We start from the raw sequence: 26,009 nt of genomic DNA, 5'->3' as shown, positions 1-26,009 counted from the left end.
CCATGATGCGTTCCACGCCCAGGCCGGGGTTGAGCCTGGCCCTGCTGGCGTTCTCCAGCCTCATCACCTCGCTCGACTTCACGATCGTGTACGTGGCGCTACCTGAACTCGTCCGCGAGGTCGGCTTCTCCGGGGCGTCGGCCCAGTGGGTGATCAGCGCCTACGCCGTGTTCTTCGGCGGCTTCCTCCTCCTCGGCGGCCGCTCGTGCGACCTGCTGGGACGGCGCCGCATGTTCGTTCTGGGCATGGTCGCGTTCGGCGGCGCGTCCCTGCTCGGCGGCCTCGCCACCACTCCGGCCACGCTGATCGCCGCACGCGCGATCCAGGGGGTGGCCGCCGCGATCGTGTTCCCCGCCACCCTGGCGCAGGTCAACACCATGTTCGCGGAGGGACGTGAACGGATCAGGGCGTTGGCGGTGTGGGCCATGGCCGGCGCCGGAGGACTCAGCTTCGGAGCACTGCTCGGCGGCGTGCTGACCCACGTGTTCGGCTGGGAGGCGGTGTTCCTCGTGAACGTACCGCTGGTGGTCGCCGCGGCCGCCGCCGCGTTCTGGCTGCTGGCGGCGGACGGCCCGGTCGACCGCGGCCATGGGTACGACCTGCCCGGCGTGGTGACCGGCACGGCGGGCGCCACCCTCCTGGTGTACGCGATCGCCGAGGTCCCCGAGACGGGCTGGACCTCCGCGGCGTTCATCACCGCGGCCGTGCCGGCGCTCGGCCTGCTGGCCGCCTTCATCGGTGTCGAGGCGCGCAGCCGCAGCCCGTTGATGCCGCTTCGCCTGCTGCGCGACCGCAATCTGGCCCCGGCCCTCGTGGTCATCTTCGTGTTCGGGGCGACCATGCAGAACGTCGTCTACTTCCTCACCCTGTACTTCCAGGACGTGCTGGGCTACACGGCTCTGCGGGCAGGACTGGCCTTCCTCAGCCTGTCCCTGGTGATCGCGCTGGGGAACTTCGTCGCCGGGCGGCTGATGCTGCGCATCGGCATCCGCGGCACGCTCATCACCGCGCTCGTCCTCGGGGCGACCGGCAGCGCCCTGCTGGCGGCCGGGATGGTGGCCGACGGCTCCTATCTCACCGTCCTCGCCGGGATCGCCGTGTACGGGCTGGGGATGGGCACGATCTACCCCACCCAGTTCGCCGCCGCCGGTACCGGCGTGCACGCGCGGGAGCAGGGCATCGCCGGAGGGATGGCCAACACCGCCATGCAGTTCGGGGTCGGCGTCGGCCTGGCCGTGCTCGTCGGGGTCGCGGCATCCGACATCGCCACCGCCGACGGCCTGCGCGCCGCCGTCGCCGTCTCGGCGGGTCTGACACTGGTGGGAGGCATCGCCGCCCTCGCCGTTCCCGGGCGGCGAGGCGGACGGCCGAGCGCGGCCGTCCGAGAGAGGGCGGCCACCTCACCGGCCCCCGACCTGTCGGCGGGAACACCGACCTGACGTGCACGGTGAACCGGCGGTCCCGCCGGCGCCCCGCATGATTCCCATGGGGATGGGAGTGTGATCTAGGTCACTATCGATCATGCGGGGCCGGGCCGTCTCGTCTCTGTTCGTGAGAGCGATGAACGGAGACGCCATGACCACTGCCATCGGCACCTCGGGGCTGGTGAAGACCTTTGGCCGGACGCGTGCGCTGAACGGTCTCGACCTCACCGTGGAAACCGGCGAGGTGCACGGATTCCTCGGCCCGAACGGCGCGGGCAAGTCCACCACCATCCGGGTGCTGCTAGGGCTGCTGCGGGCCGACTCCGGCCAGGCGCGGGTGCTCGGCGGTGACCCATGGCAGGACGCGGTCGACCTGCACCGCCGGATGGCGTACGTGCCCGGGGACGTCGAGCTGTGGCCGAACCTCACCGGCGGTGAGGCCATCGACCTGCTCGGACGGCTCCGCGGCGGCCTCGACCAGGCGCGCCGGGCCGAGCTGATCGAGCGGTTCGACCTCGACCCCACCAAGAAGGGCCGTACCTATTCCAAGGGGAACCGGCAGAAGGTCGCGATCGTGGCGGCGCTCGCCTCCGACGCGGAGCTGCTCCTCCTCGACGAGCCGACCGCCGGGCTGGATCCGCTGATGGAGGTGGTCTTCCAGGACGTGATCATCCGGCTGAAGGCGGAGGGGCGCACCGTGCTGCTCTCCAGCCACATCCTGGCTCAGGTGGAGCAGCTCGCCGACCGGGTCAGCATCATCCGGCAGGGCGAGATCGTGCAGTCCGGGACGCTCGCCGAGATGCGGCACCTGACCCGCACCACCATCGAGGCCGGCACCAGCCGGCCGGTCGACGGTCTGGAGCGGCTGTCCGGTGTCCACGACCTGGAGGCCACCGATGGCCGGGTGCGTTTCGCGGTCGACGGTGACCACCTCGGCGAGGCGGTCCAGGCCCTGAGCCGGTTCGGGATCCGCACCCTGACCAGCCACCCGCCGACGCTGGAGGAGCTCATGCTGCGCCATTACGGCGACGACCTCGCGGCCGGCGACGGTGACGGGAGAGAACCCGCCGAGGCCATCGGGGAGAAGCGATGACGGCGACCGCCGTCCGGGAGCCCTCCCGGACCCCCGCCGGCCGCTCGCCCGGCAAGGTGCTCGCCGGCACCGGCATCCTGACCCGGCTCATCCTGCGCCGCGAGCGGGTCAAGCTGCCGGCCTGGTCGCTGGGCATCACGCTGCTGCTGCTCTACTTCGCCACCGTGGTGTCCGAGGCCACCAAGACCGAGGAGCAGCTGCAGGATGTCAGGCGGTTCACGGAGGGGACGATCGGGGCCCTGTTCGGTCCCGGCTACGGCCGCGACGACATCACCGCGGAGCGGTACCTCGCCGGCGTCTACGGAGTCTTCTTCTTCGTGCTCGCCGCGCTGATGAGCCTGCTGCTGGTCTCCCGGCACACCCGGGTCGACGAGCAGAACAGCCGGGCCGAGCTCATCCGCTCCACCGTGGTGGGGCGGCACGCCCAGCTCACCGCGGTACTGATCGTCGCGATCGGCGCGAACGCGTCGCTGGCGCTGCTGCTGGCCGGCGCCATGACCGCGAACGGCTACGACGGTGGCCAGGGCCTGCTGTTCGGTGCCTCCGTCGGGGCGGTGGGACTGGTCTTCGCCGGGATCACCGCGCTCACCGTCCAGATCACCGAGAACTCCCGGTCCGCGACCGGCATCGCGGGCGCGGCGCTCGGCGCGGCCTGGGTGGTCCGGGCCGTGGGCGACATGACCAGCGACCACGGCGGGCCGCTGTCGTGGTTCTCGCCACTGGCCTGGTCGAACCAGACCCGGCCGTACGTCGACGGCCGGTGGTGGCCGCTGCTGCTGTCGGCTGGGCTCGCGGCGGCCGCCGCGGCGGCCGGGTACGCGCTGTCGGCCCGCCGGGACGTCGGCGCCGGGCTGGTCGCGGCCCGCACCGGGGAGCCGGTGGCGGCGCCGTGGCTGAACTCACCGCTCGCGGCCGCGTTCCGGTTCCAGCGGGCCGGCCTGATCTGGTGGACGGTGGCCCTCGCGGCGTTCGGTTTCATCTTCGGAGGGGTCGCCGACCAGATCGCCGACTCCGATGACATCAGCGCGGACCGGATCGAGATGTTCGGTGGCTCCGTGGACACCCTGGTCGACGGCTACCTCAGCGTGATCACGCTGTTCACGGCCGTCATCGCCGGCGTCATGGTGGTCCTCGGCGTGCAGGCGGCGCGCTGGGAGGAGACCAAGGGCCGGGCCGAGCCGGTGCTGGCGACCGCGACCAGCCGCCGGGCCTGGTTCGGCGGCTACCTGGCGGTGATCTCGATCGGCCTGGTCGGGCTGCTGCTGGTGGCCGGTCTCATGACCGGGCTCGGCGCGGCCGTCTCGGTGGGCGACGGTTCCTACGTCTGGACCGTCACGGCGGCGCACCTGGCGCACGCACCGGGCGTCCTGGTGCTGCTCGGGATCGCGGCGCTGCTCTTCGGCGTGTTCCCGAGGGCGATCGGTGCGACCTGGGTCGTTCTCGGCTACAGCCTCTTCGCCGGGCTCTTCGGGGCGCTCCTGGATCTTCCGCAGTGGGCGCGCAACCTGCTGCCCATGGAGCACACCGGTCAACCTCCCCTGGACGGCGTCTCCTGGCCGGCGGTGCTGATCCTTCTCGTGATCGCCGCGGGCCTGGCGGCGGCCGGGCTGGCCGGCTTCCAGCGCCGCGACCTGGAGACCAAGTGACCCGCGACCCGGCACCGCCGCGTTCCGGCCCGCCGCGGGGCGGCGGGCCGGGACGCGTCCGGGCGGGAACGGCGTCCCAACGCGACGGCGCGCCCGATCCCTGAGCACGGCCGGCCGGCCCGCCCCGCGATCATCCCGGCCGGCCTTCGCGGCCCCGCCCCGCTTCGCGCATGAGGAGCGATAGCCGGATGCGCCGCATTCGCCCTGGCATATTCGTCGGCTCATACGAACGACGAAACATGGCCCGGCAATGTCGGGACGTTTCCATTCTGAGCCTTTTCCATCCTGATCGTGCCGGGCACGGGATGGTCGCGGCCGATGGGTTCGGCCGGTGACGGGGCGAGGCTCTGACAGATGCGCAGTCGACCGGCACAACGTGCTGGTGCGCCTGCGCTGGACGAGACCTTCGAACGACCGGCCGCCGCGTTCGGTGTCGCCACCGTCGCGTGGACTGCCCGGGCGAACCGCCGGGTGAGCCCGCCGACGATGCCGGGCGGGCGGCGGCCCGCGTCCGCGCCCTGGGCGCGGCCATTCTCACCCTTCACCACCAGGCCGGATGAAGCCGGCCGGAACGCCTGTGGACGCCAAAGAGTGGCGAGGCGATTACGTTATCAGGAAGACATGACCGGTGCCTGGGCCGATGGCTTCGCATTTGCTACGGTTCCTCCTATGGCGCAGGACGGGCATCACCGGCGCATTCATGACTGAGCAGGTCCGCGAGCGAAAGTCACTGATCATCGCTTGCGCTGTCGGGATGTGGCCGCCACTGCATCACATCACCGCTGACGAGTCGGCACCGTCGCGCGGCTGGCCGCCGCCGCGGCACCCGGGCCGGCACACGGGTTTCACCGAGGGATTGAACTGACCCGATATGTCGATCTCGGATCTGTACGGTGACCTGCGGCCCTGGGCGTCCGCCGTCGCCTACCAGATGCTCGGCAGCGTGAGCGAAGCCGAGGACGTGGTGCAGGAGGCGTTCCTGCGGATGCACCAGACCCTGCAACGGGACGAACGGATCGACTCGCCGCGGGCGTACCTCGCCACGCTGGTCACCCGCCTGGCCATCGACCAGCTTCGCTCGGCGCGGGTGCGGCGGGAACAGTACGTCGGCGAGTGGCTGCCGGAACCGCTGGCGATCGAATCGCTGCCGGCCGAGCAGGCCGAGATCGCCGAATCGCTGTCCCTGGCGTTCCTGGTGCTGCTGGAAAGCCTGACACCGCAGCAGCGCGCCGCCTTCCTGTTGCGCGAGGTGTTCGATTACCCGTACGCGGAGGTCGCCGACATCATCGGCACCGATGTGGACAGCACGCGGCATCTGGTCGCGCGGGCCCGCAACCACCTGCGGAAACGCCGGCCGCGCTACTACGCCTCGCGGCGGCAGCGGGAGGAACTGGCCCGGTGTTTCTTCGCCGCCGCCGAGGAGGGCGACCTTTCGGCGCTGGAGCGGCTCCTGTCGCAGGATGTGACGCTGCGCGTCGACGGCGGCGGCAAGGTGCCGGCGCAGGTGCGGCCGGTCAACGGCCGGATGCGCGTGGCGCGGGCCCTGGCGAGCGCGACCTCCATGCTGGCGCGCAGCGGGATCCGCGTCCACGTCACCGAGATCAACGGCCAGCCCGGCGCGGTGACGATCGGCGCTGATGACCGGCCGGTCGGAGTCCTGGGGCTCGACATCGCCGACGGCCGGATACAGGCGATCCATTTCATCGCCAATCCCGACAAGCTCCGGCACCTCGACTGGTCCGGCCACCTCGGCGCCCTGCCGCGCCCGGGCGGCCGGTCCAACGGCTGAAGCCCGATCCGGATCCGCTCACAGTTCGCCACTCCGTCACCGTCGGATACACGAAGGAACTCAAAGAGTGACAGCGTGAATAACCGATCGGGTCCGCAAGAGGGAGTGCGCACTTGATGCTAACGGAAGCCGCCGCCATCCGGCTGTAGAATCGCCTAATTCTCTCTCATTTACCGCATGGCTATTGACGTGCTTGCCCTTTTTGAAGATCATACATAGAGCATACCCGTTCTATGTGGGCAAGGATCACCGGGCCTGGGGGCGAGCCTCCTACGGGGAGATCATGACAGGACGCGTATCATGTCAGGCTGCTTCGTGTCGACAGGAACACCAAGGGGATATGAGGAAGGGGGCACGCAGAACCGGTGACGGCTGGTTCGTATGCACGACTTGCCTGGACCGGCTGGTAAGCGACGTACAAAACCTACCGGTCTTGTATGACGACTGCATGAGCCGCACACGCTCTGGTCCATTACGCGTGATTCGCAATGGCTCCCGAAAGAGCACCACCGCCGACCCGATAAGCCCCGCCGCCACCGAGACACGGGCTGCCATTCGCACGGTCCTCGCGTCCTGGGCCAGCCTCGTCGCCGAAGAACGCCGCATTGGGCCCCCGCCACGGAACATCCGAGCGCTCGCGCAATTCCTTTGCCGGCACGCTGAGTGGCTCGCCGCTCACCCTGCCGCAGGAGAGATGGTGGACGAGATCGTCGATCTCACGCGCTCGGCACGCGATCTCACTCATCGTCATGGCGCCGGGCGGGTCCAGGTCGGCCACTGTCCCACCTGCAACGGCGAGCTGGTCGTCCTCATACGCCAGCGCGATGATCGGCTTCCGTCCGAAATCGTGTGCACCGCCGTTCCGGACCACACATGGCCGGCCACTCGGTGGGCCACGCTCGCCCGCGAGATGAACGGAGGTCAGGGCCGGAACCGAGACCCCTGACCCGGACCGGCTCCGAACGACGCGAACCGTCCCGACCCGCACCGGCGTCCTCGTTGATCACCACGTCACCGCTGCGCGGCGGCACCGGCCGGCTCCGGTCCACGAGCCGTTCGCCGTGACTCGCGGCCGTTCTCGGGCTGGGCCGGCACCGGCGCGGGAGCGATGATCGCTCCGCCCGCCGGGGGCCGAGGCGACCCCGGCGCGGACCATGACGTGCGGCGAGCGGGACGTTGGAGCGCTCCCATCTCCCGCATGCCGTGGGCCGGCCCGCCGGTCTCCTGATCACGATCAGCCTCGTCCTGCCCGTGCGGTGCTTGAGCGGAAGGCGCCGCGCCCCCTCGGCATCCTCGTCCCCAGCCCGCCCCGGCCAACGAGGTAGCGGTAGGCCGTGAACCACCGTCCACAGCCACTCATTCATCCGTCGAACGGGAACGGCTCGACGGGTTCGCCCGCCGCCAGTCCCCTGCCCGGCCCAGCGGCGCCGTTGACGGCCCACCCCCATGTGCCAAGCGTGCCGCCGTCGACGGTGCCCGACCTCCAGACGTTGCGCGAGCGGCCTGCCGTCTCCGGCGCGATCCGGACCGCGCGCCTCGTCGCGCTCCGATCGGATTCTTACGCGTTTCACCCCCTTTCCAAGGTGATATCTCCCCGCCCAACCGAAAGGTCATGATGAGAAAGAACGCGGCGAGCACCGAGATCCATAAAGTGGGCCTGACGGTCGATGATGTCGCCGCAATCTGGCGCATTCCCAAAGGCACCGTCTACCGTTATGCTCACGAGTCAAAATGGCGCCGCTACACCCACAACCGCCGTGTTCACTACCACCCTGACGATGTCATGACCACGCTTGATCCGCCGGTTTGATCCTCCGGTCCGGGGGAGCACGAACTGAGCGTGCGACGATGCGATCGCCGAGGTCGGCCGGTCTCCACCCGCGACCGGGACGGCGGCTCCGAGCCGTGTACGGCAGGTCGGAGTCGCCGTCCCGGTCGCGGATGGCGGCGCCCGCACTCGAATGAGGTCTCCAGTGGACGACAGGCAGTCAAGGAGCCCCTCCCAGCGGCGGGAGAGCCACCTCTCCGGCCTCGAATTCAGGAGGATGTTCCTCGTTCTCCGAAGCCGGTCGACATCCTAGTTCGGAGCGGGCGCATCGGTGATGATCTGTGGTTTGCCGGCGGGCGCCCGGCCGTCGCCCGCGGCCTCTTCGGCCAGCCGAAGGGCGTTCTCGACCAGGGTCTCGACGATCTTGGATTCGGGGACGGTGGCGATGACCTCGCCCTTGACGAAGATCTGCCCCTTCCCGTTTCCCGAGGCGACGCCGAGGTCGGCCTCGCGCGCCTCACCGGGCCCGTTGACGACGCAGCCCATCACCGCGACCCGCAACGGCACCTCCAATCCGTCCAGTCCCGCGGTGACCTCGTCGGCGAGCTTGTACACGTCCACCTGCGCCCGGCCGCAGGAGGGACACGACACGATCTCCAGGCGGCGCTGCCGGAGCCCGAGCGCCTCCAGGATCGCGATCCCGACCTTGACCTCCTCGGCCGGCGGCGCCGACAGCGACACCCGGATCGTGTCCCCGATCCCCTCGGCCAGCAGGGCCCCGAAAGCCACCGCCGACTTCACCGTTCCCTGGAACCGCGGTCCCGCCTCGGTCACCCCTAGGTGCAGCGGGTGGTCGCACGCGGCCGCCAGCTTCCGGTACGCCGCGATCATCACCACCGGGTCGTGGTGCTTGACCGAGATCTTCAGATCCCGGAACCCGTGCTCCTCGAACAGCGAGCACTCCCACAGCGCCGACTCCACCAGCGCGTCCGCGGTCGCGCTGCCGTACTTGGCCAGCAGGCGCCTGTCCAGCGACCCCGCGTTCACGCCGATCCGGATCGGCACCCGTGCCTCCCCCGCGGCCTTCGCGATCTGCGCCACCTTGTCATCGAACGCCTTGATGTTCCCGGGGTTCACCCGCACCGCCGCGCACCCGGCGTCGATCGCCGCGAACACGTACCGCGGCTGGAAGTGGATGTCGGCCACCACCGGGATCTGCGACTTGCGCGCGATCTCCGGCAGCGCCTCGGCGTCGTCGGCCGAGGGCACCGCCACCCGCACGATCTGGCACCCGGACGCCGTCAGCTCCGCGATCTGCTGCAACGTCGCGTTCACGTCCGCCGTCACCGTCGTGGTCATCGACTGCACGCTCACCGGCGCGTCGCCGCCCACCAGGACGGCCCGGTCATCATGCCCCAGCCTCAACCGCCGGCTCCTGCGGCGCGGGGCGACCACCGGGGGCACCCGGGGCATGCCGAGATTCACCATCGTGATCAACGCCCCCGCTCGGCCGTGGAACTCCGGACGTCACGGGGTGCGGTGGCCTGCGCCGGGAAGGCCCCGGCCTTGCCGACGGTCATCGCAGGCTCCTTTCCCCAGGGGACACCGCGGGGGCGCGCAGGCCGTCGAGGTGGTGCCGGATGGCTTCGACGATGCGTTCACAGGACAGGCCCGCGTCGGCCAGGAGGCCGGGCCTGTCCCCGTGTTCGATGAAGGCGCGGGGAATTCCGAGGTTGCGGACCGGGGTTCGCACGCCGGCGTCGGCGCAGGCCTGGGCGAGCAGCGCGCCCACTCCGCCGGTGCGGCTGCCGTCTTCGGCGGTGACGGCGAGGCCGTGGCGGGCGACGAGCCCGGTGAGGGCGGGGTTGACCGGTATCACCCAGCGAGGGTCGACGACGGTGACACCGACGCCCTGGTCTTCGAGGACGCCGGCGGCCTGGAGGCAGACGTCGGCGAGCGTCCCGGCGGCGACGATGAGAACGTCGAGGGGACGGCCGCTGCCGCGGTGCAGGATGTCGATGCCGTCGACCCGGGCGATCGCGTCGATGTCCGGTCCGGCGGTGGCCTTGGGGAAGCGCAGGACGGTCGGACCGTCGGTGACCTCGACGGCTTCACGGAGGAGTTCGCGGAGCCGCCCAGGGTCGCGGGGCGCGGCGACCCGCACGCCGGGGACCACGCCGAGGATGGGAAGGTCCCACATCCCGTGGTGGCTGGGGCCGTCCGGCCCGGTGATCCCGGCGCGGTCCAGCACGAACGTCACCGGCAGCCGGTGCAGGGCGACGTCCATGACGACTTGGTCGAAGGCGCGGTTGAGGAACGTGGAGTAGACCGCGACGACGGGATGCATCCCGCCGAGGGCGAGCCCGGCGGCCGAGCAGGCGGCGTGCTGCTCGGCGATGCCGACGTCGTACATCCGTTCCGGGAACCGCTTCCCGAAAGCCGCCAGCCCGGTGGGGCCGGGCATGGCGGCGGTGATGGCGACGAGGTCGTCGCGTTCCGCGCCGACGGCGCACAGCTCGTCGGCGAACAGCTTCGTCCAGGAGGTCCCGGACGACGGGACGGCCTCTCCGGTGACCGGATCGATCCTCCCGATGCCGTGCATGTGGTCGGCCTGATCGTTCTCTGCGGGCGGGTATCCGCGGCCTTTGCGCGTGACGGCGTGGACGACGACGGGGCGGCGCATGGTGCGGGCCGTCCGGAGCGCCCGTTCGCAGGCGGAGACGTCATGGCCGTCGATGGGGCCGATGTAGGCGAAGCCGAGCTGGGTGAACAGGTTGTCGCCGGCCGCGCCGCCGTCGCGGCCGTCGCGCTCCGGCCGGGAGGCCGGCGAGGTGCGCAGCCTGTGCAGGTGGTGGCCGAGTCCGCCGACGGTGGGGGCGTACGAGCGGCCGTTGTCGTTGAGCACGACGATCACCGGCCGGCCGGGGTCGTCGACCAGGTTGTTGAGCCCTTCCCAGGCCAGGCCGCCGGTGAGCGCGCCATCGCCGATCACCGCGACCACCGACCGGTCGGTGATCCCGCGCCGCTGGTGGGCCTTGGCCAGGCCGTCGGCGTAGGCGAGTGCGGTGGAGGCGTGCGAACTCTCCACCACGTCGTGCGCGGACTCGGCCTGCGACGGGTACCCGGACAGGCCACCGCGCTCGCGGAGCCGTCCGAAGTCCGCCAGCCGGCCGGTGAGCAGCTTGTGCACGTACGCCTGGTGGCCGGTGTCGAAGATGATCCTGTCGCGGGGCGAGGCGAACACCCGGTGCAGCGCGAGGGTCAGCTCCACCACGCCCAGGTTGGGGCCCAGGTGCCCGCCGGTGCGGGACACCGTTCGGACCAGGAACTCGCGGATCTCCTCCGCCAGAGCGGGCAGTTCACCCGCGGGCAGATCATCCAGATCGTCGGGACCGCGGATGCTGTCCAGCAGTGCCATTGGTGCTCCTCTTCCATGCCGGGCCACCGGCCACGATCCCGGCGGCGGGCTCCGGGGCGTGGGGCCGGGGGCGCCGGTCCGGGGCGTCGGCGCGTGAACGGGTCCGCCCGCTACGCGGTCTCTTTCGAGGGCCCTGCCGTGACCGGGTGGTCCAACTCGCGGGGCAGGGCGAAGTTCATGCTCTCGGTGACGGGCTCGATCTCCTGCACCTCGCCGTAACCCCGTTCGTCCAGCCAGGTCAGTACGTCCTGGACGAGTTCGTCGGGGACGGAGGCGCCGCTGGTCAGCCCGACGGTCGTCACGCCGTCGAGCCACGACTCGTCGATGTTCCCGGCGTGGTCCACGAGGTGAGCGTCGGCGCCGCGCTCCCGGGCGACCTCGACCAGGCGGACGGAGTTGGAGGAGTTCGCCGAGCCCACGACGATGACGAGTTCCGCGGCCGAGGCGATCTCCTTCACCGCGACCTGGCGGTTCCGGGTGGCGTAGCAGATGTCGTCCGACGGCGGATCCACCAGGTCGGGGAACCGCCGGCGCAGGGCCGCCACCGTGGTGAGGACATCGTCCACCGACAGGGTGGTCTGCGACAGCCACACGACTCGCGCGGGGTCGCGCACCTGGACGGTGCGCACGTCCTCCGGGCCGTCGATCAGATGGATGCGATCCGGCACCTCGCCCAGGGTGCCGACGACCTCCTCGTGGCTCTCGTGCCCGATCAGCAGGATGTCGTAGTCCTCGGCGGCGAAGCGGACCGCTTCCCTGTGGACCTTGGTGACCAGCGGGCACGTGGCGTCGATCGTTCTCAGGCGCCGGGCCCTGGCCTCGGCGTGGACGGCCGGAGCCACTCCATGGGCGGAGAAGACGACGATGGCCCCGTGCGGCACCTCGTCGGTCTCCTCGACGAAGACGGCGCCCCGTTCCTCGAGGGTCTTCACGACATGGGCGTTGTGCACGATCTGCTTGCGTACGTAGACCGGGGGTCCGTACCTCTCCAGGCAGACCTCGACACTCTGCACCGCCCGTACCACGCCGGCGCAGGAGCTGCGCGGTTTGGCGAGCAGGACCCGGCGTCGGGGAAACGGCATGATTCCTCTCCCATCGGCTAGGGCAGGGGCACGGCGAGTACTAATCGCTGGTATCCGACACGCTCGTGTGCATGTGGTTCACCAGCCGAGGCCGCCATTGGTAATACGACTGGACCTTGTGGTATTCCCCGTCGGCCGGCGAGGTGGCGACGTAGACGGCCTTGGGGTCGTCGCCGCCGTACGGAATCGTTTTGAGGAAGTGCTCGATCTTCGGGTCGACCCGATCGAGGAGTGCCAGCGGATCACGCGTGATCGCGGAATAGCAGAACCGCTCGATCTTCGAAGAGTCCCAGCTGAGCGTGGCATAGAAGCCGAACGCCTGACCGGCGAAGTTCAGCAGCTGCTCGCTCGGATCCGGCATGCCCATCTCGCGAAGCATCGATCGGACGACCTGCGGCCGGAGGCACTCGGCGACCTCACCGAAGTACACGTTCATCGTCCTGTGCTCGTAGTCCATCCCGATCAGGGTGATGTTCTCGGCCAGGTCGTAGCGGGCGAAGAGGTCGATGTTCTCGGCCAGCCCGCGCGGCATGGACGGAACGCCGGCCAGCTCCGACAGCTTCTGCATGCTGTCCCCCGGGAAGCACGACCATGCCTTCTGGAAGCCGCCGACGATGCCGAAGTCAATGCCGTAACTGTCGACCGGGAATCGTTCCTCGATGTCGGACAGCAGGGTGTCGATGGGGTGGCCCGCATTCTTGATGAGGCCCTTCGACAGAGCGAGTGCGTAGGGATCGACGTCACCGGGAAGCATCATCAGGTGACAGTTGAGCTCGGCCTCGTGGCGCGTGTCCGTCGCCACCCTGAAGAGGATCGCGGCCTTCGGGAGCGCATCCTCGAAGGCGGTCACAATGGGCCAGACCTTGGCACGTGAACATTTCACGTCCAGCAGCCCGGCTGATTTCTCGATGGCCGCGTAGAAATCGGTGGCGGCTTTTCTGGACATTCATCCTCCCTGTGTCGGGCTCGGCCCGGGCCGCGCGTCCAGATGGCGTTGGATCGTGGGGGCGAAGGTGCGGACGACCTCGTCCACCGGCACCGAGACGATCGGCTCCATCCTCATCACGTAGCGCAGCATGATCACGCCGACGACCTGTGCCACCACCGCGTTGAGGTTCAGCCGCGGCGCCTCGACCGACTCCCCCACGCGTACGACCAGCATGGAGTGGAAGTGCTCGCGCAGTTGGGCCGCGCCCGCCTCGCTCGTGGCCGCGGCTCCGATCTTGTCGAGGAGCTGCGGCCTCAGCCGCGGGTTCTCCCAGGCCGTCAGGGACATGCGCAGGAGGCGTTCGCCGAGTTGATCGCGCGGCCCGGCGAGGGCCTCCTCGAAGAGTGTGTTCGCGTACGCGGCCAGGTTCTGCGCACCCGTGTTCTCCACCTCGGTGGCTTCGGACATGCGTCCTCCCAGTGTTGGTTTCAGCGCTTTCCGCAACCGGCCGACCGTGCGTCATCGGCGGCGGCCACACCTGGAACCCCTCAGGTCCGTGCGGCGCCCTCCGTCGCTGGACCGGGACGCGGCAGAAGGCGGAACGTGGGGCGCCGTCGTTCCGGTCCGCCGTCGTGCCGGCACGACGGCGCCCCACGGCCGGGAGGGTCAGTCCCCGACTTCGCCCTTGATGTACCGCTGCGCGAACTCGTAGGCCAGGTCGCCGAACTGCTTGCCGAACTCCAGGGACCTTTCGACCGTCGTCGGGAAGTGCACCCCGCCCCACACCCGGCTCCTGGCGCAGTCCTGGTTGAAGGCGGTCCAGGTGGGATAGTGCAGTTCGACGTCCTTGGCGGGGACGAGCCTCGGCTCCGTCAGCGTCGCGCCGGCCTTGACGGAGTACCGCCAGTCCAGGATGTCGTCCCCGAGGAAGCGCCGCGACGCCTGCGCCTCGGCCGCGCAGAGCGTCGTGGAGCCGGACGGGTACTCGGGGTGGTCCCCCACGGGGATATAGGCGCTCCACTCATCGGCGGGAATGTCATTGACCGTCCCCTTGCCGACGCCGCCCCAGGCGGTCACCCGGCGGTCGCCGTACACGTGCCGGATCACGGTGAACGGCCGGGGAGCCTCGTACTTGCGCTTGTAATGCCACGCGGCGATCAGGTCGTCGAACTGGGCCAGGCCGCTCGTGAACTGCAGGTGGACCCACGCGTCCAGGTCGAGATCGTGGGCGTTGCCGGCGGCCAGCGTCGCCTGGCCGATGCCCAGGAACTTGTTGTCGAAGAACTCCACCGTCACCTTCTGCCGGTCGGTGAGCGCGGCCGACGCCGCCAGTATCTCGTCCGCCGACCGCTTGTACCGCTGGCGGTCGGTGTGGTCGAGGTGGTCGGGCGGGGCGAGCTTGAACCGGCCCGGGTCCCGGTAGGTGTGCGCCTTGACCAGCCCGGCATGCGGCGTGACGAAGTGCTGGCTGACGAAGATGCCCTTGTCGCCCGGCCCTCCGCCGACACGGCGGCGGTGCGTGTGCAACCTCGGCTGCCACCGTGAGGGGTCGACCAGTTTGTAGGCGGTGTTCACGGGCTGGTACCCGGTGTAGTCCTCGAACTCCTGGCCGTGGTACTTGCGGCCCTCGTCACCGAGGAAGTTCATGCCGTCCCGCAGGTGGGCCTTGACGCTGGCCTTCCCGGCGATGTTCCCGATACCGACCGGCGTGGCCGGGTCCTCCGAATCGTCTTCGGGGTTCATGCCGATCGCGGTCATCACCTGTGCCACGACTTTCGACCGCTCCGGATAGACGGTCTTCACCACCTGGTACGTGGCGTGGATGGCGGCGATGTTCTTGTTCCTGTTGGTCGCGGCCTCGCTGCGGGGGCGCCGCGCGATCCGGGAGTGCAGGCCGACCGCCGTCGGGTGGTAGGGGGCCAGCGCGTCGAACCACGCGGTCACCATGATGCCCTGGATCCAGATGATGATGGACGCGTCCATCGGGCCGAATGCCTGTTCACCCCCGAAGGTCGAGTCGCCCGCGACGGCGATCAGGTCCCGGTGGAAGTTGTCCTCGTCGAAGTCGAAGTCGATCTGGGTGGGCGCGTTCGTCGCCGAGGGGCGCGGGGCGGCTGCGGCGGTTCCGGTGTGCCCCAGGGCGGTCAGCGCCACGGTCGAGGCTCCCCCGAGCCCGCCGATCAGGAGCGACCTGCGCCCCAGTGAGGGGCTTGGAACGTCAGATTGTTCGGGCGTTGTCATGGTTCGCTCCTTGTTCTCTGAGGTTCTCGGCACGGGTCTACTTTTCGTGGCTCTCCACGAATAGTTTTTCCAGCATCGGTGTGAGCTTGTAGTAGGAACAGACCTCCAGATACTCGGCGGCGGGCGTCCACTTGACCGCGAAAAGGTTCACGCGCTCGCCGGGGTACACGCGCGGAGCACTGGTCGCGAACCGTTCGATATGCGGTTCGATTCGTACGGGCACCATCGACGGATCCAGACCGCGGCGCGGCGGAGGGGCGAGGGCGACCCGGAGGATCTCCGAAGAATCCCAGCCGAGGGTGAGGTTCGCCCGCAGCGAGTTCCGGGTGAACTCCAGCATCCGCTCCTGCGGTTCCGCCAGGCCGAGTTCGCGCATCATCGACCCCATGGCCGCCGGCCCGGGCCGGTTCTCGGGGTCGAACTGGAAGTACACGCTCACGGTTCTCTGGGCGTAGTTGACACCGATCATCGCCACGTTGCGCAAGCCGTAGCGGGTGAAGAGACCGACGTTGTCGGCCACGGCGGGCGGCATGGAAGGGATATCGGCGATCTCCGACACGCTCAGATGATCGTGCGGGAAGTGCGCGTAGAGTTTCCGGAAGCCGCCGACGACTCCGCAGTCGATGAGGTGCTCGGCGACGGCGCATCGGGCCCGCACGTCGGAGAGCACGGCGCCGACAGGATGGTCCGTCTCGGCGACGAAACCGTTCGACAGCGCGTGGGCGTGCGGGTCATCGATCGCCGGGGGGACCGTGAAGGCGTAGTTGAGCTCTCCCAAGTGGCGCCTGGTGGCGTCCACGCTGAACACGATGCCGCCCTCCACGAACGCGTCCCGGTACGCGGAAAGGATCGGTGAGATCTTGTCTCGTGAACAATCGACGCCCACGAGCCGGGCCGTCTCCTCGATGTCCGAGTAGAACTTCTCCGCCGCGGCTTCTCCGGACATCCTGCCTCCCAGCAGTCAGCGTCAGAATTCGTTTCCGGCTCACGCCGGGTAGAGACCGTAACGCCGGTCCCGGCTGCGAAGGTCCTGGAGAGCGATCTGGAAGTCGGCCCGCGTCACGTCGGGCAGCAGGGGGGCGCAGAAGTAGATCTCCGCGAACGGCGACATCAGCGGATAGAAGGAGGACATCCGGGTGTGGCCGCCGGGGCGGATGATGTAATCGATCGGTTCCGGGACGTAGGCGTTCTCCGCGAGGATCTCCTCGGTCATCGCCGGGATCTTCCCGTTGAGCTTGTTGAAGATGTCGCAGATCTCGCGGGAGAGCGACATTCCCAGGACGTAGTGCAGGGTGAACCCGGATCTCTTGTCCGACTTCTCCCGCAGCGCCTCCAGTTCCGTGAGGTAACGTTCTGGAACGACGTCGAGCGTCCCGGAGAAATTGAAGTTGAGGTCGCTGTGGCATCGGCGCACGACCTCGTTGTAGGCGTTCATGGCAATGGCCACCACAGCGGCGGAACGGCTGTAGTTCGCGACGGAGGAGCAGGCGACGTAGAAGGTCGTGAAGCCTTCCTCCCTGGACCAGTCCGCGAACTCGACCAGCTTGTCCGTCATCGCCGCGTAGCTCTCCTCGATGGAGACGCCCTGCTTCTGGGACCAGCGACGCATTCCGTCCGGCAGCAGCATCAAGTTCGTCACCATGATCTCCTTTGCCGCATGATCTGGCACTCCGGAAATATCCGCGCGGGCATCGACGTCTGGACGTCGGAGGACAGGGCCCGCCTCACTGAACGTGGGAGGTCAGCGCGTCGAGCCGGGCTCGATCCGCCTCCCCGGGGGTGTCGACGGTCCAGCGGCCCACCGCCATCTCGGCGGTGATGCCGGGACCGAAGCCCGCGATCATGCCGGTGGCGCCCGGCGCCGGGCCGTCGTCCTCGAACAGCCTGCGCAGCGCGTCGAGTACGACGGCGCTGGCGATGTTGCCGTGCTCGGTCAGGGTCGCCCAGCTGTAGCGGAACATCTCCCGGTCGACGTCGAGGAATTTGGCGAGGTCGTCCAGGATCCGCGGTCCCCCGGCGTGGATGATGTAGAAGTCGAGGTTGCGCGCGTCCCAACCGTGGTTCGCGGCGAGCTCGCGCAGCACGGGGGCGAGCGGCTCCATCGTCCCGGGCACCCGGCGGTCCAGCTGGAAATGGAAGCCGGTGCCGCGCACAGCGTAGGAGATCCATTCCTCCGTGTCAGGAATGAGATAGGAGGAATTGCGCTCCAAGGCCATGCCGGTGCCTCCGGTCCCCCGCACCACGGCGGCCGCGACCGCGTCACCGAACAACCCGTCGGACAGGAGCGCACCGATCGTGTCGTCGCCGGGCTGATAGCACAGCGAGCACAGCTCACAGGAGACGATCAGGACGTTGCTTCGGGGGTGGGCGAGGCAGAACTCCTGCGCACGGTTGATCGCCGCGCCGCCGGCCGCGCACCCCAGCTGGGCGATCGGGATCTGCCGAGTGTCGTACCGGAAGCCCATGCTGTTGATCAGCCATGCGGTGAGAGACGGCATGAGGAATCCCGTGCACGACACGTAGATGATGGCATCGATGTCGCGTACCGTTACCGCGGCGTTCGCCAGGGCCTGTTCGATGACCTCGGGGCATCGTTTCTTGGATTCGAGCTCGTAGATCCGGTTCCGCTCCTCGAAGCCCGGATGGCGAAGCGCTTCCTCGATGGGCTGTACGATATGCCGCTTCCGCACACCCGTGTTCCGGATCAGACGGAGGGCAAGCGGAAGCTGGGGCTTTCCTGAATGGACTCGCTCGGCGAATTCTAGGGTCTCTTCCATGGTGACGACATATTCCGGCACACTGACCGCCGGCTTGCACAGCGTTGGCACTTCGGGAAACCACTTTCTGCAGGGCCCACACGTCGTGAGTGTTCGATGGGCGGCGGCAACGGTCGGCGACGACACCCCGCTACGGCGCCCCAGGGCAGAAGAAGGCCCGGTTCGCGAGAGAACTCAGTCGGTCTTCGTGGCGCACAGGACGGCCGGCACCGGAATGACGTCCGGCGGCAGCTCGGCGGGATCCTTGGTCACCGCCCTGGTCACCGTGAACCCGCACTCTTCGAGCCAGCTCCGGTAGGTCGAGAGCTTCTGGGGCCCGCCCTGCCCCATCGTGCAGCCGATGAAGAAGGCCGGGAAGAAGTCGACGTTGTAGTTGTCGGTGTCCTCGATGTTCTCCGGATACACGGGCACCAGGATGTTCACCTGGCCGCCGACCTCCAGTGACCCGTTGACCGACCTCAGGATCTCGATCACGGAAGCCTTGTCGAACATGTCCAGGAAGTGTTTGATCAGGACGACGTCGAAACCCTTTGGTGTTCCGTCGAAGACATCACCGCCGATGAATGAGCAGTACTCCTCCACGCCGTGCGCCCGGAAGTTCTCCAGGCACTCCTCCTCCTTCTCCGGAAGGTCGAACACCGTCACGCGGAGCCCGGGCACGGGCTTCATCCGGTGGGCGTTGATCGCTCCGAGGCCGGTGTTCCCGGCGAGGTCGAGCACCTGCGCGCCGGACGGCATGTCGATGTTCGCGAAGAACCAGGGATCGATGTTCGCCGTGACGGTGTCCATCAACGTCGCCCAGGACTCGCGCAGATCCCTGTGCTCGGCCACCGCCCCGTACAGGGTTCCCTCGGCCCCGTAGAGCTCTTTCAGCCCGACGAGGGTGCCGGTCCGGGCGCTCTCGGTGAGGTGGAAGAGCTGCCTGAGAGCGACGACCTTGATCATGTTCATGTAGGCGAGCGCGCGCTTGAGATCGCGTTCGGGGACATCGGCGAGGGCGGCCAGGGTGTAGGCGGCGGAGCCTTCGTCGTAGGCGATGAATCCCTCTTTGACCAGCAGGAACAGGAGCTGTTCCACGGCTTCCGGCTTGGCCCCGGTCGCGTCGCCGAGCTCGGCCGCCGTCATGCCCGGCCGCTCCCGCAGGGAGTCGATGACGCCGAGCTCGAAGCAGGACAGCAGCGTCATGAATCGCGTGGGTCCCACCATGTAGTCGCGAAAACGCGCGAGCGTGGCTTCCGGAGTCATCGCACTGGCCCTTTCGAGTCGGTCCTCTGGTCGCTGTGGCGCCGGCCGGTCGCGGGTCATGCCCGGCCCTTCAGTTCTTCCTCGAGCCGGTGGGACAGTGCGATCCGCTGCACCTTCAGCGTGGCGGTCCGCGGCAGCTCGGCCCGCGGTATCTGGATCGGGTCGGCCAGCTGGGGGAAGCCGGCGACGGCCGCGCGCCAGCGGTCCCGGTCCAGGGGCCTGTCGTCGGTGGTGCAGAGCACCGGGATCGGCTCGGACCTCGGTCCCTTCACCACGACGAGCTCGCTCAGCTCGTCCAGCTCGCCGAGCAGGAGATCCTCGACCTCCAGCGAGCTGCGCAACCCGAGGATCATGTCCACCTCGCGGTCGAGCATGTGCAGGCAGCCGAACCGGGTGCGGTACCCGACGTCCCCGGTGCGCCACCAGCCGCCGGTACGGTTCTCGTCGTACCGCTCCTGCTCGGCGAAGTAGGTCTTCGCCAGGCCGGGCCACGCGACCTCGATGTAGCCGGGATTCCGCTCCGACACCGGGTTGCCGTCCCGGCTCACCAGGCGGACCTTCGCGCACCCCAGCGGCATCATCCAGCCGACGCAGCGCCCGTTCGCCCGGTGGGCGGAGTTGCGGAGGTAGGCGCGGCCGACCGCGGGACCGACCTCGCTCTGCCCGTAGATCTGGAAGAACAGCGCGCCTCGCCGTGCGGACGACTTGAGGAGCCGGCTCATCGTCCTGGGGTGGATGGCGTCGAACGTGCAGCTGAAGTACTTCACCGACGCGAACGGCCTGCGCGGGTCGCCGGCCAGTTCCTCCCATTCCATGAGCGAGTTGGGCAGCGCCTCGATGAACCCCGGCCGGTGTTCGCAGAACAGTTCCGCGACCGTGTCGGGGGCGGACTCGTTCATGAGCAGCACCGGCATCTCCTGGAGGAGCGCCAGGGCCATCGCCGCGACCATCCGCGAGTGCACGAAGGAGATGTGGATGGCCACGGTCTCCTTCCTTCGCATCAGGGAGAGGAGCCGCCACTGCGGTCTGAGCCGGATGCCCTGGGTGCGGGGCGTGTGCACGACGAGCTTGGGAACCCCGGTGGTGCCGGAGGTGTGAGTGATCACGGCCGCCTCGTCGATGGGCCGGACCACCGGCGCGACCCGGGGCGCCCCGGCGAGCCTGGCGAGCGACTCCGTCCCCGGCCGGTCACCGGCGACGATGATCGGCCGTTCGACGAGATCCGCCAGGGGCAGCCCGGCCAGCGCGTCGAGCTTGCGCTCGTCGGTGAGCAGGTACGGCCGGCCCACCCGCTCGATCAGTGTGCCGACGGTCGTGGCGTCCAGGGCGGGCGACAGCATCACGGGAACCGCCCCGATCCGGGACACCGCGGCGGCGAGCACCCAGACGTCGGCGTTGGCGGTCTTGTGGACCACGACGTACCCGCCGGGCCGGACACCGGCCGCCCACAGGCGGGCCGCCAGGTCGCACACGTGGTCGGCGAGGTCGGACACCGTCAGGCGCCGGCCCGCCTCGGGGAGGGCGTCCAGGTCGTGATCGAGGGTGATCGGCGTCGAAGCGTTGACCGCCGCGGCCATCTCCGGCAGCAGGCCGATGTGGAGACCGCGCTTCTGTATGGATTTGTAGACGATGGAACCCTTCATCAGGACTGGCTCCCTTGCGGCGATTCGATTGCGGTGTTCGATGGACGCGCGGGACGTCGCCGGTGCGCGGGCGATCAGGCGAAGCGGCCGGCCTTGAGGGCGGCCGCGACGTCGACGGCGCGCCGGGCCTGGTAGCCGGCCGCCTTCAGGGGCACCTCTCCCGGGGGGCCGTCGGCGGCGCGGTGGGAGGTGCCATAGGGATTGCCGAGCTCGAACTGGACGGGGTCGGTGTAACCGGGAGGAACGATGATGCCGCCCCAGTGGTAGAACACGTTTCCCAGCGCCAGGATGGTGGACTCCTGTCCCCCGTGGGCGGTGCCGGTCGAGGTGAAGGCCGAGTACACCTTGCCGGCGAGCCGGCCGCCCTGCCGCCACAGGCCGCCGGTGGTGTCGATGAACGCCTTGATCTGCATGGACGGGTTGCCGAAACGGGTGGGTGTGCCGAACAGCACCGCGTCGGCCCACACCAGGTCGTCCAGGGCGGCCTCGGCGATGTCCGCCGTGTCCCGCGCGTGCCGGGCCCAGGCCGGGTTGGCGTCGATCGCCTCCGGCGGAGCCAGCTCGGGGACCTTGCGCAGCCGTACGCGCGCGCCGGCCTTCTCCGCGCCCTCGGCGGCGGCCACCGCCAGGGCGTGCACCGTGCCGGTCGAGCTGTAGTAGATGATCGCGGCGTTCACAGGTTCCATGAGTGCTCTTCCTTCGTTCCCGCCTTCTGGCCGGCGGCGCCGGTGAGGGCCGCCGGCCTGCCGTCACGTGTCCGGACGGGCAGGCCCTAGCTCGCACGCGGACGCGCGTGGTCGCGCAGCGCGTCCCGCAGGACGTCCGCGACCCTCTCGACCTGGTCCGGGGTGAGCTCGGCGTGCATGGGGATCGCGAGGTTGCGCTGGAAGAGATCCGCCGACACCGGGCACGTCTGCTTCGTCTCGTAGACGGGCTGCAAGTGGCTCGCCCACGTGCCGTGCCCGCAGCCGATACCCCGGGCACGCAGGTCGGCCGCGACGCCCGCCCGGTCCACGCCCGGTGCCAGCGTCACCATGTAGGACTGCCAGGCGTGGGTACGGTCCGGCGGTACGTGGGGAAGCGTGAGGAGCTCTTCGTCCTTGAGCAGTTCGGCGTAGCGCGCCGCCACCGCGCGCCGGCGGTCCAGCAGTTCCTCGATCCGGCCCAGCTGGACCTGAAGGATCGCGGCAGCGATATCGGACAGCTTGTAGTTGTAGCCGGTTTCGGTGAACTCCGGGATCGGCAGGCCGATGACCCGCGACTGTTCGACGATGCCCCCGATGCCGAAGGACGACCGCAGCCGCACGTCCGCGGCCAGCGCGGGATCGGTGGTGAGCAGGGCTCCGCCTTCACCGCTGGTGATGCCCTTGCGTCCGTGGAAGGACAGGCAGGCGACCGGTGCCAGCGCACCCGCCGGACGTCCCCGGTAGGTCGCCCCGACGGCGCATGCGGCATCCTCGATGAGGAACAGGCCGTGGCGGTCCGCGATCGATCTCAGTTCCGCGTAGTCGGCGGGCAGGCCGACCGTGTCCACGGCGATCACGCCCACCGTCCGCGGTCCGATCAGGTCGGCCACCGCCTGCGGGTCCACGGTGCCGGTGTCGGCGCGCGCGTCGGCGAAGACCGGCTCCGCGTCGACGTGGCGCACCGCGTGGGCGGGAGCCGGGAACGTGTAGTCGGCGACGATCACCTCGTCGCCCGGCCCGGCGCCGAGCGCGAGCAGGCCCAGGTGCAGCGCGGCGGCGCAGCTGCTCAACGCGACCGCCTCACCGATCCCGAAACGCTCGGCCAGCTCCCGCTCCAGGGCCTTTCCGCGCGGGCCCTGACCCGCCGGCCAGTCGGAGGCGAACACCTCCTCGACGGCCGCGAGCTCCCGCTTGCCCAAACTCGCGTGCACCAGCGGTATCACATCCATCGGGGACACCTCCCGCTACGCTTCACGTTCTGTCGCCGGCCGGGGATTCGGGAGCGCGGGCGGTCCGTAGCGAAGCGGCGTGATCTGGCTGACGTCGTAACGCTCACGCATCCGCTGCACGGCGCCGGAATCGACGGACCGGCCGGCTGAGAAGATCTCCGCGATCTCCTCGAAGTAATGCTCGTGATCGGGTGACGGGTAGCTCTGGAACAGCATGCGCGCCGGCTCGTCGGTGGCGTTCCTGAACGCGTGCGGGCATCCGGGTGGAACGAACATGCAGCTGCCCGGTCCCGCGCGGACGACCCGGTCTCCAGCGGATGACTCCCACTCCTGCCAGTTGTCCCCGGTCTTTTCGATCGGCTCGAACGCCAGCAGGTCGAGCTCCCCTTCCAGAATGTAGAAGAACTCCTGCGAGCGCTGATGGGTGTGCGCCCCCACGTCGAATCCAGGCGGAACGACCACCTCGAAGGAGGAGGCCGAGGAGCCGTCCTTTCCTGTGACCTTGAAGGTGATCTCCTGTGCCTTGGTGATCAGTTTCCGCCCTTGACCGGCCGGGACAATAAGACCACTCATGCGACTCGCTTCCTTGCCGTCGGTACGAAATCCCGCGCGCAGGATGAGGTGTCGACGCACCCGCGCACTCACGCATGCTCTTCGGCGGATCCATACTCCGTCCGCCCAGCGCCGTCCCGGTGGTGATGGCGGTCCCCGAACCCACGATCAGGCGTGCGCGCCTGGAATCGGGGCTTCGTCGAAAAAGGTCGCGTAGCGCGTCGAGTACGACAGCGCCGGCATTGATCACAGGCCGCCGGCATGAACGACGCAAAGGTCGGGGATGGGCGTCCCGACTGTGCTCCGTCACGAAACTCCCCCGCACCGGGGTGAGTTCTTCATCGTCCCGGCCCCCGGCGATCCATCTGGAACTGGGGAGCTCGCGGGAGTGAGCGGAGCCTGGGCAGGCAAGTCTAGATATAAATTCTTCGCCGCCTGTTTGTCAAGCCTCGATCGCCGTCGAACCGGCCGGGCACCGCTTCTTCGGCGGTGCCGCCGCCGGACCGGGCCAGGGAATCCGGCCCGGTTCTCGGCCGCCGCGACCATCTGAACGATCCTCTCCCCGTCTCGGCGATGGGCCGGAACTCGGAGTCAGCGAGAATCGCCGGGCCGGTCAAGCAGGCATAGGGAACCGCGACGAAATCGTTAGGCAGTCGCCGGTCCTCTGGAGTCCGTTCACAGGGATCTCTCGAACGCGTTCTTTGATGGGAGGTGCCATGCCTGGTCAGAAGATTCTGGTCGTGGACCACGAGCCGAACATCCAGGGCACGGTGACGACCACCGGGCGATCTCCGCCGGGCGATCTCCGGCGGGCGGGCCACCACCGGCCGGATCCTCGGCTCGGGGGCGCTGATCATGATCGGCGCGTGTGCGGCCGCCCTGACAGACGGTGCGCCGGCACTTCAAACGAGGGGAGACGCAGGGCGTCCCCCCAGCTGATCGCCGATGTGCTCAGGCGGCGGAGGCATAGACGGATCATCCGTAAGTCGATGCTGGTCAGCCTCTTGCCTGGCACGGACCGCACGCCTACTATCTTCGATACAACGTTTTTGTATTCGGAATACCGAAGATAGCATCACCGCACCGCGGCGGCATGCCACGGGCATGTATGACAGGAGTCGACATGGCACAGAACGGGCTGGAAGCGGCCATCGGCCGTCGGCGGTTTCTCGCCTTGGCCGGTGCGGCGGGCGGTGCCGCCGCCCTCGCCGGCTGTGGCGGCGGTGGCGGGTCCTCGTCGGGCGGAGGCGTCACCTACTGGGTGCCGCCGAACACGGAACTCTCTCTCATGCAGGGCTTCCTCGGCCAGATCAAGACCGGATACCAGCAGAAGCACTCGGGGTCCAAGCTGGACAGCGTACTGGTCCCGTGGGAGGAGGCGCTCACCAAATACACCGCGGCCTTCTCCGGTGGCAACCCGCCCGACGTGACCTACCAGATCATCCCGTGGATGAACAAGTGGCGCACCACCGGCGCGCTGGCCGACTTCCGGTCCCTGGACAAGGGCTTCACCGAGAAGTTCGTGAACGGCGTCAACCCCGACTACGTCAAGGCCGCCGAGGGCACCAAGGGTGAACTGCTCGGCCTGCCCTACGTCGGCGGCTACTGGGTGCTCGTGGTCAACGAGGCCGTCTGGGAGAAGGCGGGCAAGCCGGCGCCGCCGAAGACGTATGACGAGATGATCCCGTTCGCCCAGGCGATGACCTTCGACAAGAAGGGGCGCAAGCTGGGGGAAAGCGGGTACGACGCACGCAACGTCGAGCACTACGGGATGGCCTGGGCGCCGTCCCCGCCGATCCAGGACAACTACCTCTGGCACTACTTCTGGAGCTTCGGCTCCGACTACATCTCGGCGGACGGGAAGGACATCGGCTTCAACAACGACGCCGGTCGAGCCGCACTCCAGCACATGAAGGCGATGGTGGACTCCGGCGCCGCCACTCCGCCGAACCTCTACACGGAGGACGAACGCTGGCGGGCCGCGGTGATGGCCGGCAAGTGCGGGATGGCCTGGTCGGAGGGCTTCACCCAGGAATATGCCCAGAAGTACCCCAACCTGCGGATCAAGGTGTTGGCACCCCCGGCCGGTCCCGGCGGCGCGTACGTCGTGGGCGCCTGCGGCTTCCTGTCGGTGGCCGCCAAGAGCAAGAACAAGACCGCCGCGCTCGACCTGGTCAAGTACCTGGTCGACGAGAAGCCGCTGCAGGACTTCAACAAGCTGATCCTGGCCAAGCCGGTGCGCCCCCAGCCGAGCGACTACTACGACGGGCTCAGCGATCCGCGGATGACCAGGTTCATGAACGAGGCGGCCCCCCTGTCGAAGTTCGTCAAGACCACCCGGATCCTCCCCTACCAGCCACAGGAGTACCTGATGGGCAAGGTCAACGACTACCTGGTCGGCCGGCAGGGGCTCGACGCCATGATCGACGAGGCGTCCAAGCAGATCAAGCAGATGGCCAAGGCGGCGAAGTGAGCGCTTCCCCGATGG

Annotated in this window: 21 protein-coding genes; 6 read left to right on the top strand and 15 right to left on the bottom strand. The window is 69.0% G+C overall.

Annotated elements, in window-relative coordinates; all coding sequences use genetic code 11:
• Positions 1–5: 5 nt before the first annotated feature.
• The 4 genes from IW256_RS14600 to IW256_RS14585 all read left to right on the top strand — a co-directional run bounded on the left by IW256_RS14600 (position 6) and on the right by IW256_RS14585 (position 5,952).
• Complete coding sequence (locus IW256_RS14600; RefSeq protein ID WP_231403782.1) at positions 6–1,439, top strand: MFS transporter; 1,434 nt, start codon at positions 6–8, stop codon at positions 1,437–1,439.
• 136 nt (positions 1,440–1,575) lie between these two features.
• Complete coding sequence (locus tag IW256_RS14595; protein WP_197011490.1) at positions 1,576–2,517, top strand: ABC transporter ATP-binding protein; 942 nt, start codon at positions 1,576–1,578, stop codon at positions 2,515–2,517.
• Complete coding sequence (locus IW256_RS14590; protein ID WP_197011489.1) at positions 2,514–4,163, top strand: ABC transporter permease; 1,650 nt, start codon at positions 2,514–2,516, stop codon at positions 4,161–4,163. The genes IW256_RS14595 and IW256_RS14590 overlap by 4 nt, the downstream gene beginning before the upstream one ends.
• Positions 4,164–5,034: 871 nt before the next feature.
• On the top strand, positions 5,035–5,952 hold the full coding sequence (locus tag IW256_RS14585) for an RNA polymerase sigma-70 factor (protein WP_197011488.1): 918 nt from the start codon (positions 5,035–5,037) through the stop codon (positions 5,950–5,952).
• 472 nt (positions 5,953–6,424) lie between these two features.
• On the opposite strand, the gene IW256_RS14580 is transcribed toward IW256_RS14585, so the two are convergent.
• Complete coding sequence (locus IW256_RS14580; RefSeq protein ID WP_197011487.1) at positions 6,425–6,730, bottom strand: hypothetical protein; 306 nt, start codon at positions 6,728–6,730, stop codon at positions 6,425–6,427.
• Between the two features lie 837 nt (positions 6,731–7,567).
• Here IW256_RS14580 and IW256_RS14575 point away from each other — a divergent pair.
• A complete protein-coding gene (locus IW256_RS14575; protein WP_231403781.1) occupies positions 7,568–7,762 on the top strand; it encodes a helix-turn-helix domain-containing protein in 195 nt (64 codons plus the stop codon).
• Positions 7,763–8,029: 267 nt separating this feature from the next.
• On the opposite strand, the gene ispG is transcribed toward IW256_RS14575, so the two are convergent.
• From ispG to IW256_RS14505, 14 genes are all read right to left on the bottom strand, one after another.
• A complete protein-coding gene (gene ispG / locus IW256_RS14570; protein ID WP_197011485.1) occupies positions 8,030–9,208 on the bottom strand; it encodes a flavodoxin-dependent (E)-4-hydroxy-3-methylbut-2-enyl-diphosphate synthase in 1,179 nt (392 codons plus the stop codon).
• A gap of 88 nt (positions 9,209–9,296) precedes the next feature.
• On the bottom strand, positions 9,297–11,138 hold the full coding sequence (locus IW256_RS14565; protein WP_197011484.1) for a 1-deoxy-D-xylulose-5-phosphate synthase: 1,842 nt from the start codon (positions 11,136–11,138) through the stop codon (positions 9,297–9,299).
• Positions 11,139–11,248: 110 nt separating this feature from the next.
• Positions 11,249–12,220 (bottom strand): 4-hydroxy-3-methylbut-2-enyl diphosphate reductase, encoded by a 972-nt coding sequence (locus IW256_RS14560; RefSeq protein WP_197011483.1) that lies wholly within the window; start codon positions 12,218–12,220, stop codon positions 11,249–11,251.
• A gap of 40 nt (positions 12,221–12,260) precedes the next feature.
• Entirely contained in the window at positions 12,261–13,166 is a 906-nt protein-coding gene (locus IW256_RS14555; protein ID WP_197011482.1) for an aromatic prenyltransferase, read from the bottom strand.
• Positions 13,167–13,616 (bottom strand): TetR/AcrR family transcriptional regulator, encoded by a 450-nt coding sequence (locus tag IW256_RS14550; RefSeq protein WP_197011481.1) that lies wholly within the window; start codon positions 13,614–13,616, stop codon positions 13,167–13,169.
• A gap of 198 nt (positions 13,617–13,814) precedes the next feature.
• Positions 13,815–15,389, bottom strand: a complete 1,575-nt coding sequence (locus tag IW256_RS14545; RefSeq protein WP_231403780.1) for a vanadium-dependent haloperoxidase — start codon at positions 15,387–15,389, stop codon at positions 13,815–13,817.
• 37 nt (positions 15,390–15,426) lie between these two features.
• A complete protein-coding gene (locus IW256_RS14540) occupies positions 15,427–16,335 on the bottom strand; it encodes an aromatic prenyltransferase (protein ID WP_197011479.1) in 909 nt (302 codons plus the stop codon).
• A gap of 39 nt (positions 16,336–16,374) precedes the next feature.
• A complete protein-coding gene (locus tag IW256_RS14535) occupies positions 16,375–17,031 on the bottom strand; it encodes an undecaprenyl diphosphate synthase family protein (protein WP_197011478.1) in 657 nt (218 codons plus the stop codon).
• 82 nt (positions 17,032–17,113) lie between these two features.
• The gene (locus tag IW256_RS14530; RefSeq protein WP_307828892.1) at positions 17,114–18,217 is read right to left on the bottom strand and encodes a type III polyketide synthase; all 1,104 of its coding nucleotides are present in this window, start codon (positions 18,215–18,217) and stop codon (positions 17,114–17,116) included.
• A gap of 123 nt (positions 18,218–18,340) precedes the next feature.
• Positions 18,341–19,411 (bottom strand): methyltransferase, encoded by a 1,071-nt coding sequence (locus IW256_RS14525; protein ID WP_197011477.1) that lies wholly within the window; start codon positions 19,409–19,411, stop codon positions 18,341–18,343.
• 56 nt (positions 19,412–19,467) lie between these two features.
• On the bottom strand, positions 19,468–21,054 hold the full coding sequence (locus IW256_RS14520) for a class I adenylate-forming enzyme family protein (RefSeq protein WP_231403779.1): 1,587 nt from the start codon (positions 21,052–21,054) through the stop codon (positions 19,468–19,470).
• 74 nt (positions 21,055–21,128) lie between these two features.
• Positions 21,129–21,740 (bottom strand): NAD(P)H:quinone oxidoreductase, encoded by a 612-nt coding sequence (gene wrbA, locus IW256_RS14515; RefSeq protein WP_197011476.1) that lies wholly within the window; start codon positions 21,738–21,740, stop codon positions 21,129–21,131.
• Positions 21,741–21,826: 86 nt separating this feature from the next.
• Positions 21,827–22,969: a DegT/DnrJ/EryC1/StrS family aminotransferase gene (locus IW256_RS14510; protein WP_197011475.1), complete on the bottom strand. Its 1,143-nt coding sequence runs from the start codon at positions 22,967–22,969 to the stop codon at positions 21,827–21,829.
• A gap of 15 nt (positions 22,970–22,984) precedes the next feature.
• Positions 22,985–23,614 carry a cupin domain-containing protein gene (locus IW256_RS14505; RefSeq protein WP_197011474.1) on the bottom strand — a complete coding sequence of 210 codons (630 nt, stop codon included), beginning with the start codon at positions 23,612–23,614 and terminating at the stop codon, positions 22,985–22,987.
• A 1,030-nt stretch (positions 23,615–24,644) separates the two neighbouring features.
• On the opposite strand from IW256_RS14505, the gene IW256_RS14500 reads away from it, so the two are divergent.
• Complete coding sequence (locus IW256_RS14500) at positions 24,645–25,994, top strand: ABC transporter substrate-binding protein (RefSeq protein WP_197011473.1); 1,350 nt, start codon at positions 24,645–24,647, stop codon at positions 25,992–25,994.
• Positions 25,995–26,009 lie beyond the last annotated feature (15 nt).

The sequence above is a fragment of the Actinomadura viridis genome (assembly GCF_015751755.1).
In the GTDB taxonomy this organism is placed as follows: Bacteria; Actinomycetota; Actinomycetes; order Streptosporangiales; family Streptosporangiaceae; genus Spirillospora; species Spirillospora viridis.
Note: the sequence above shows the minus strand (reverse complement) of the source record. Positions and strands in the feature narration are given on the sequence as shown.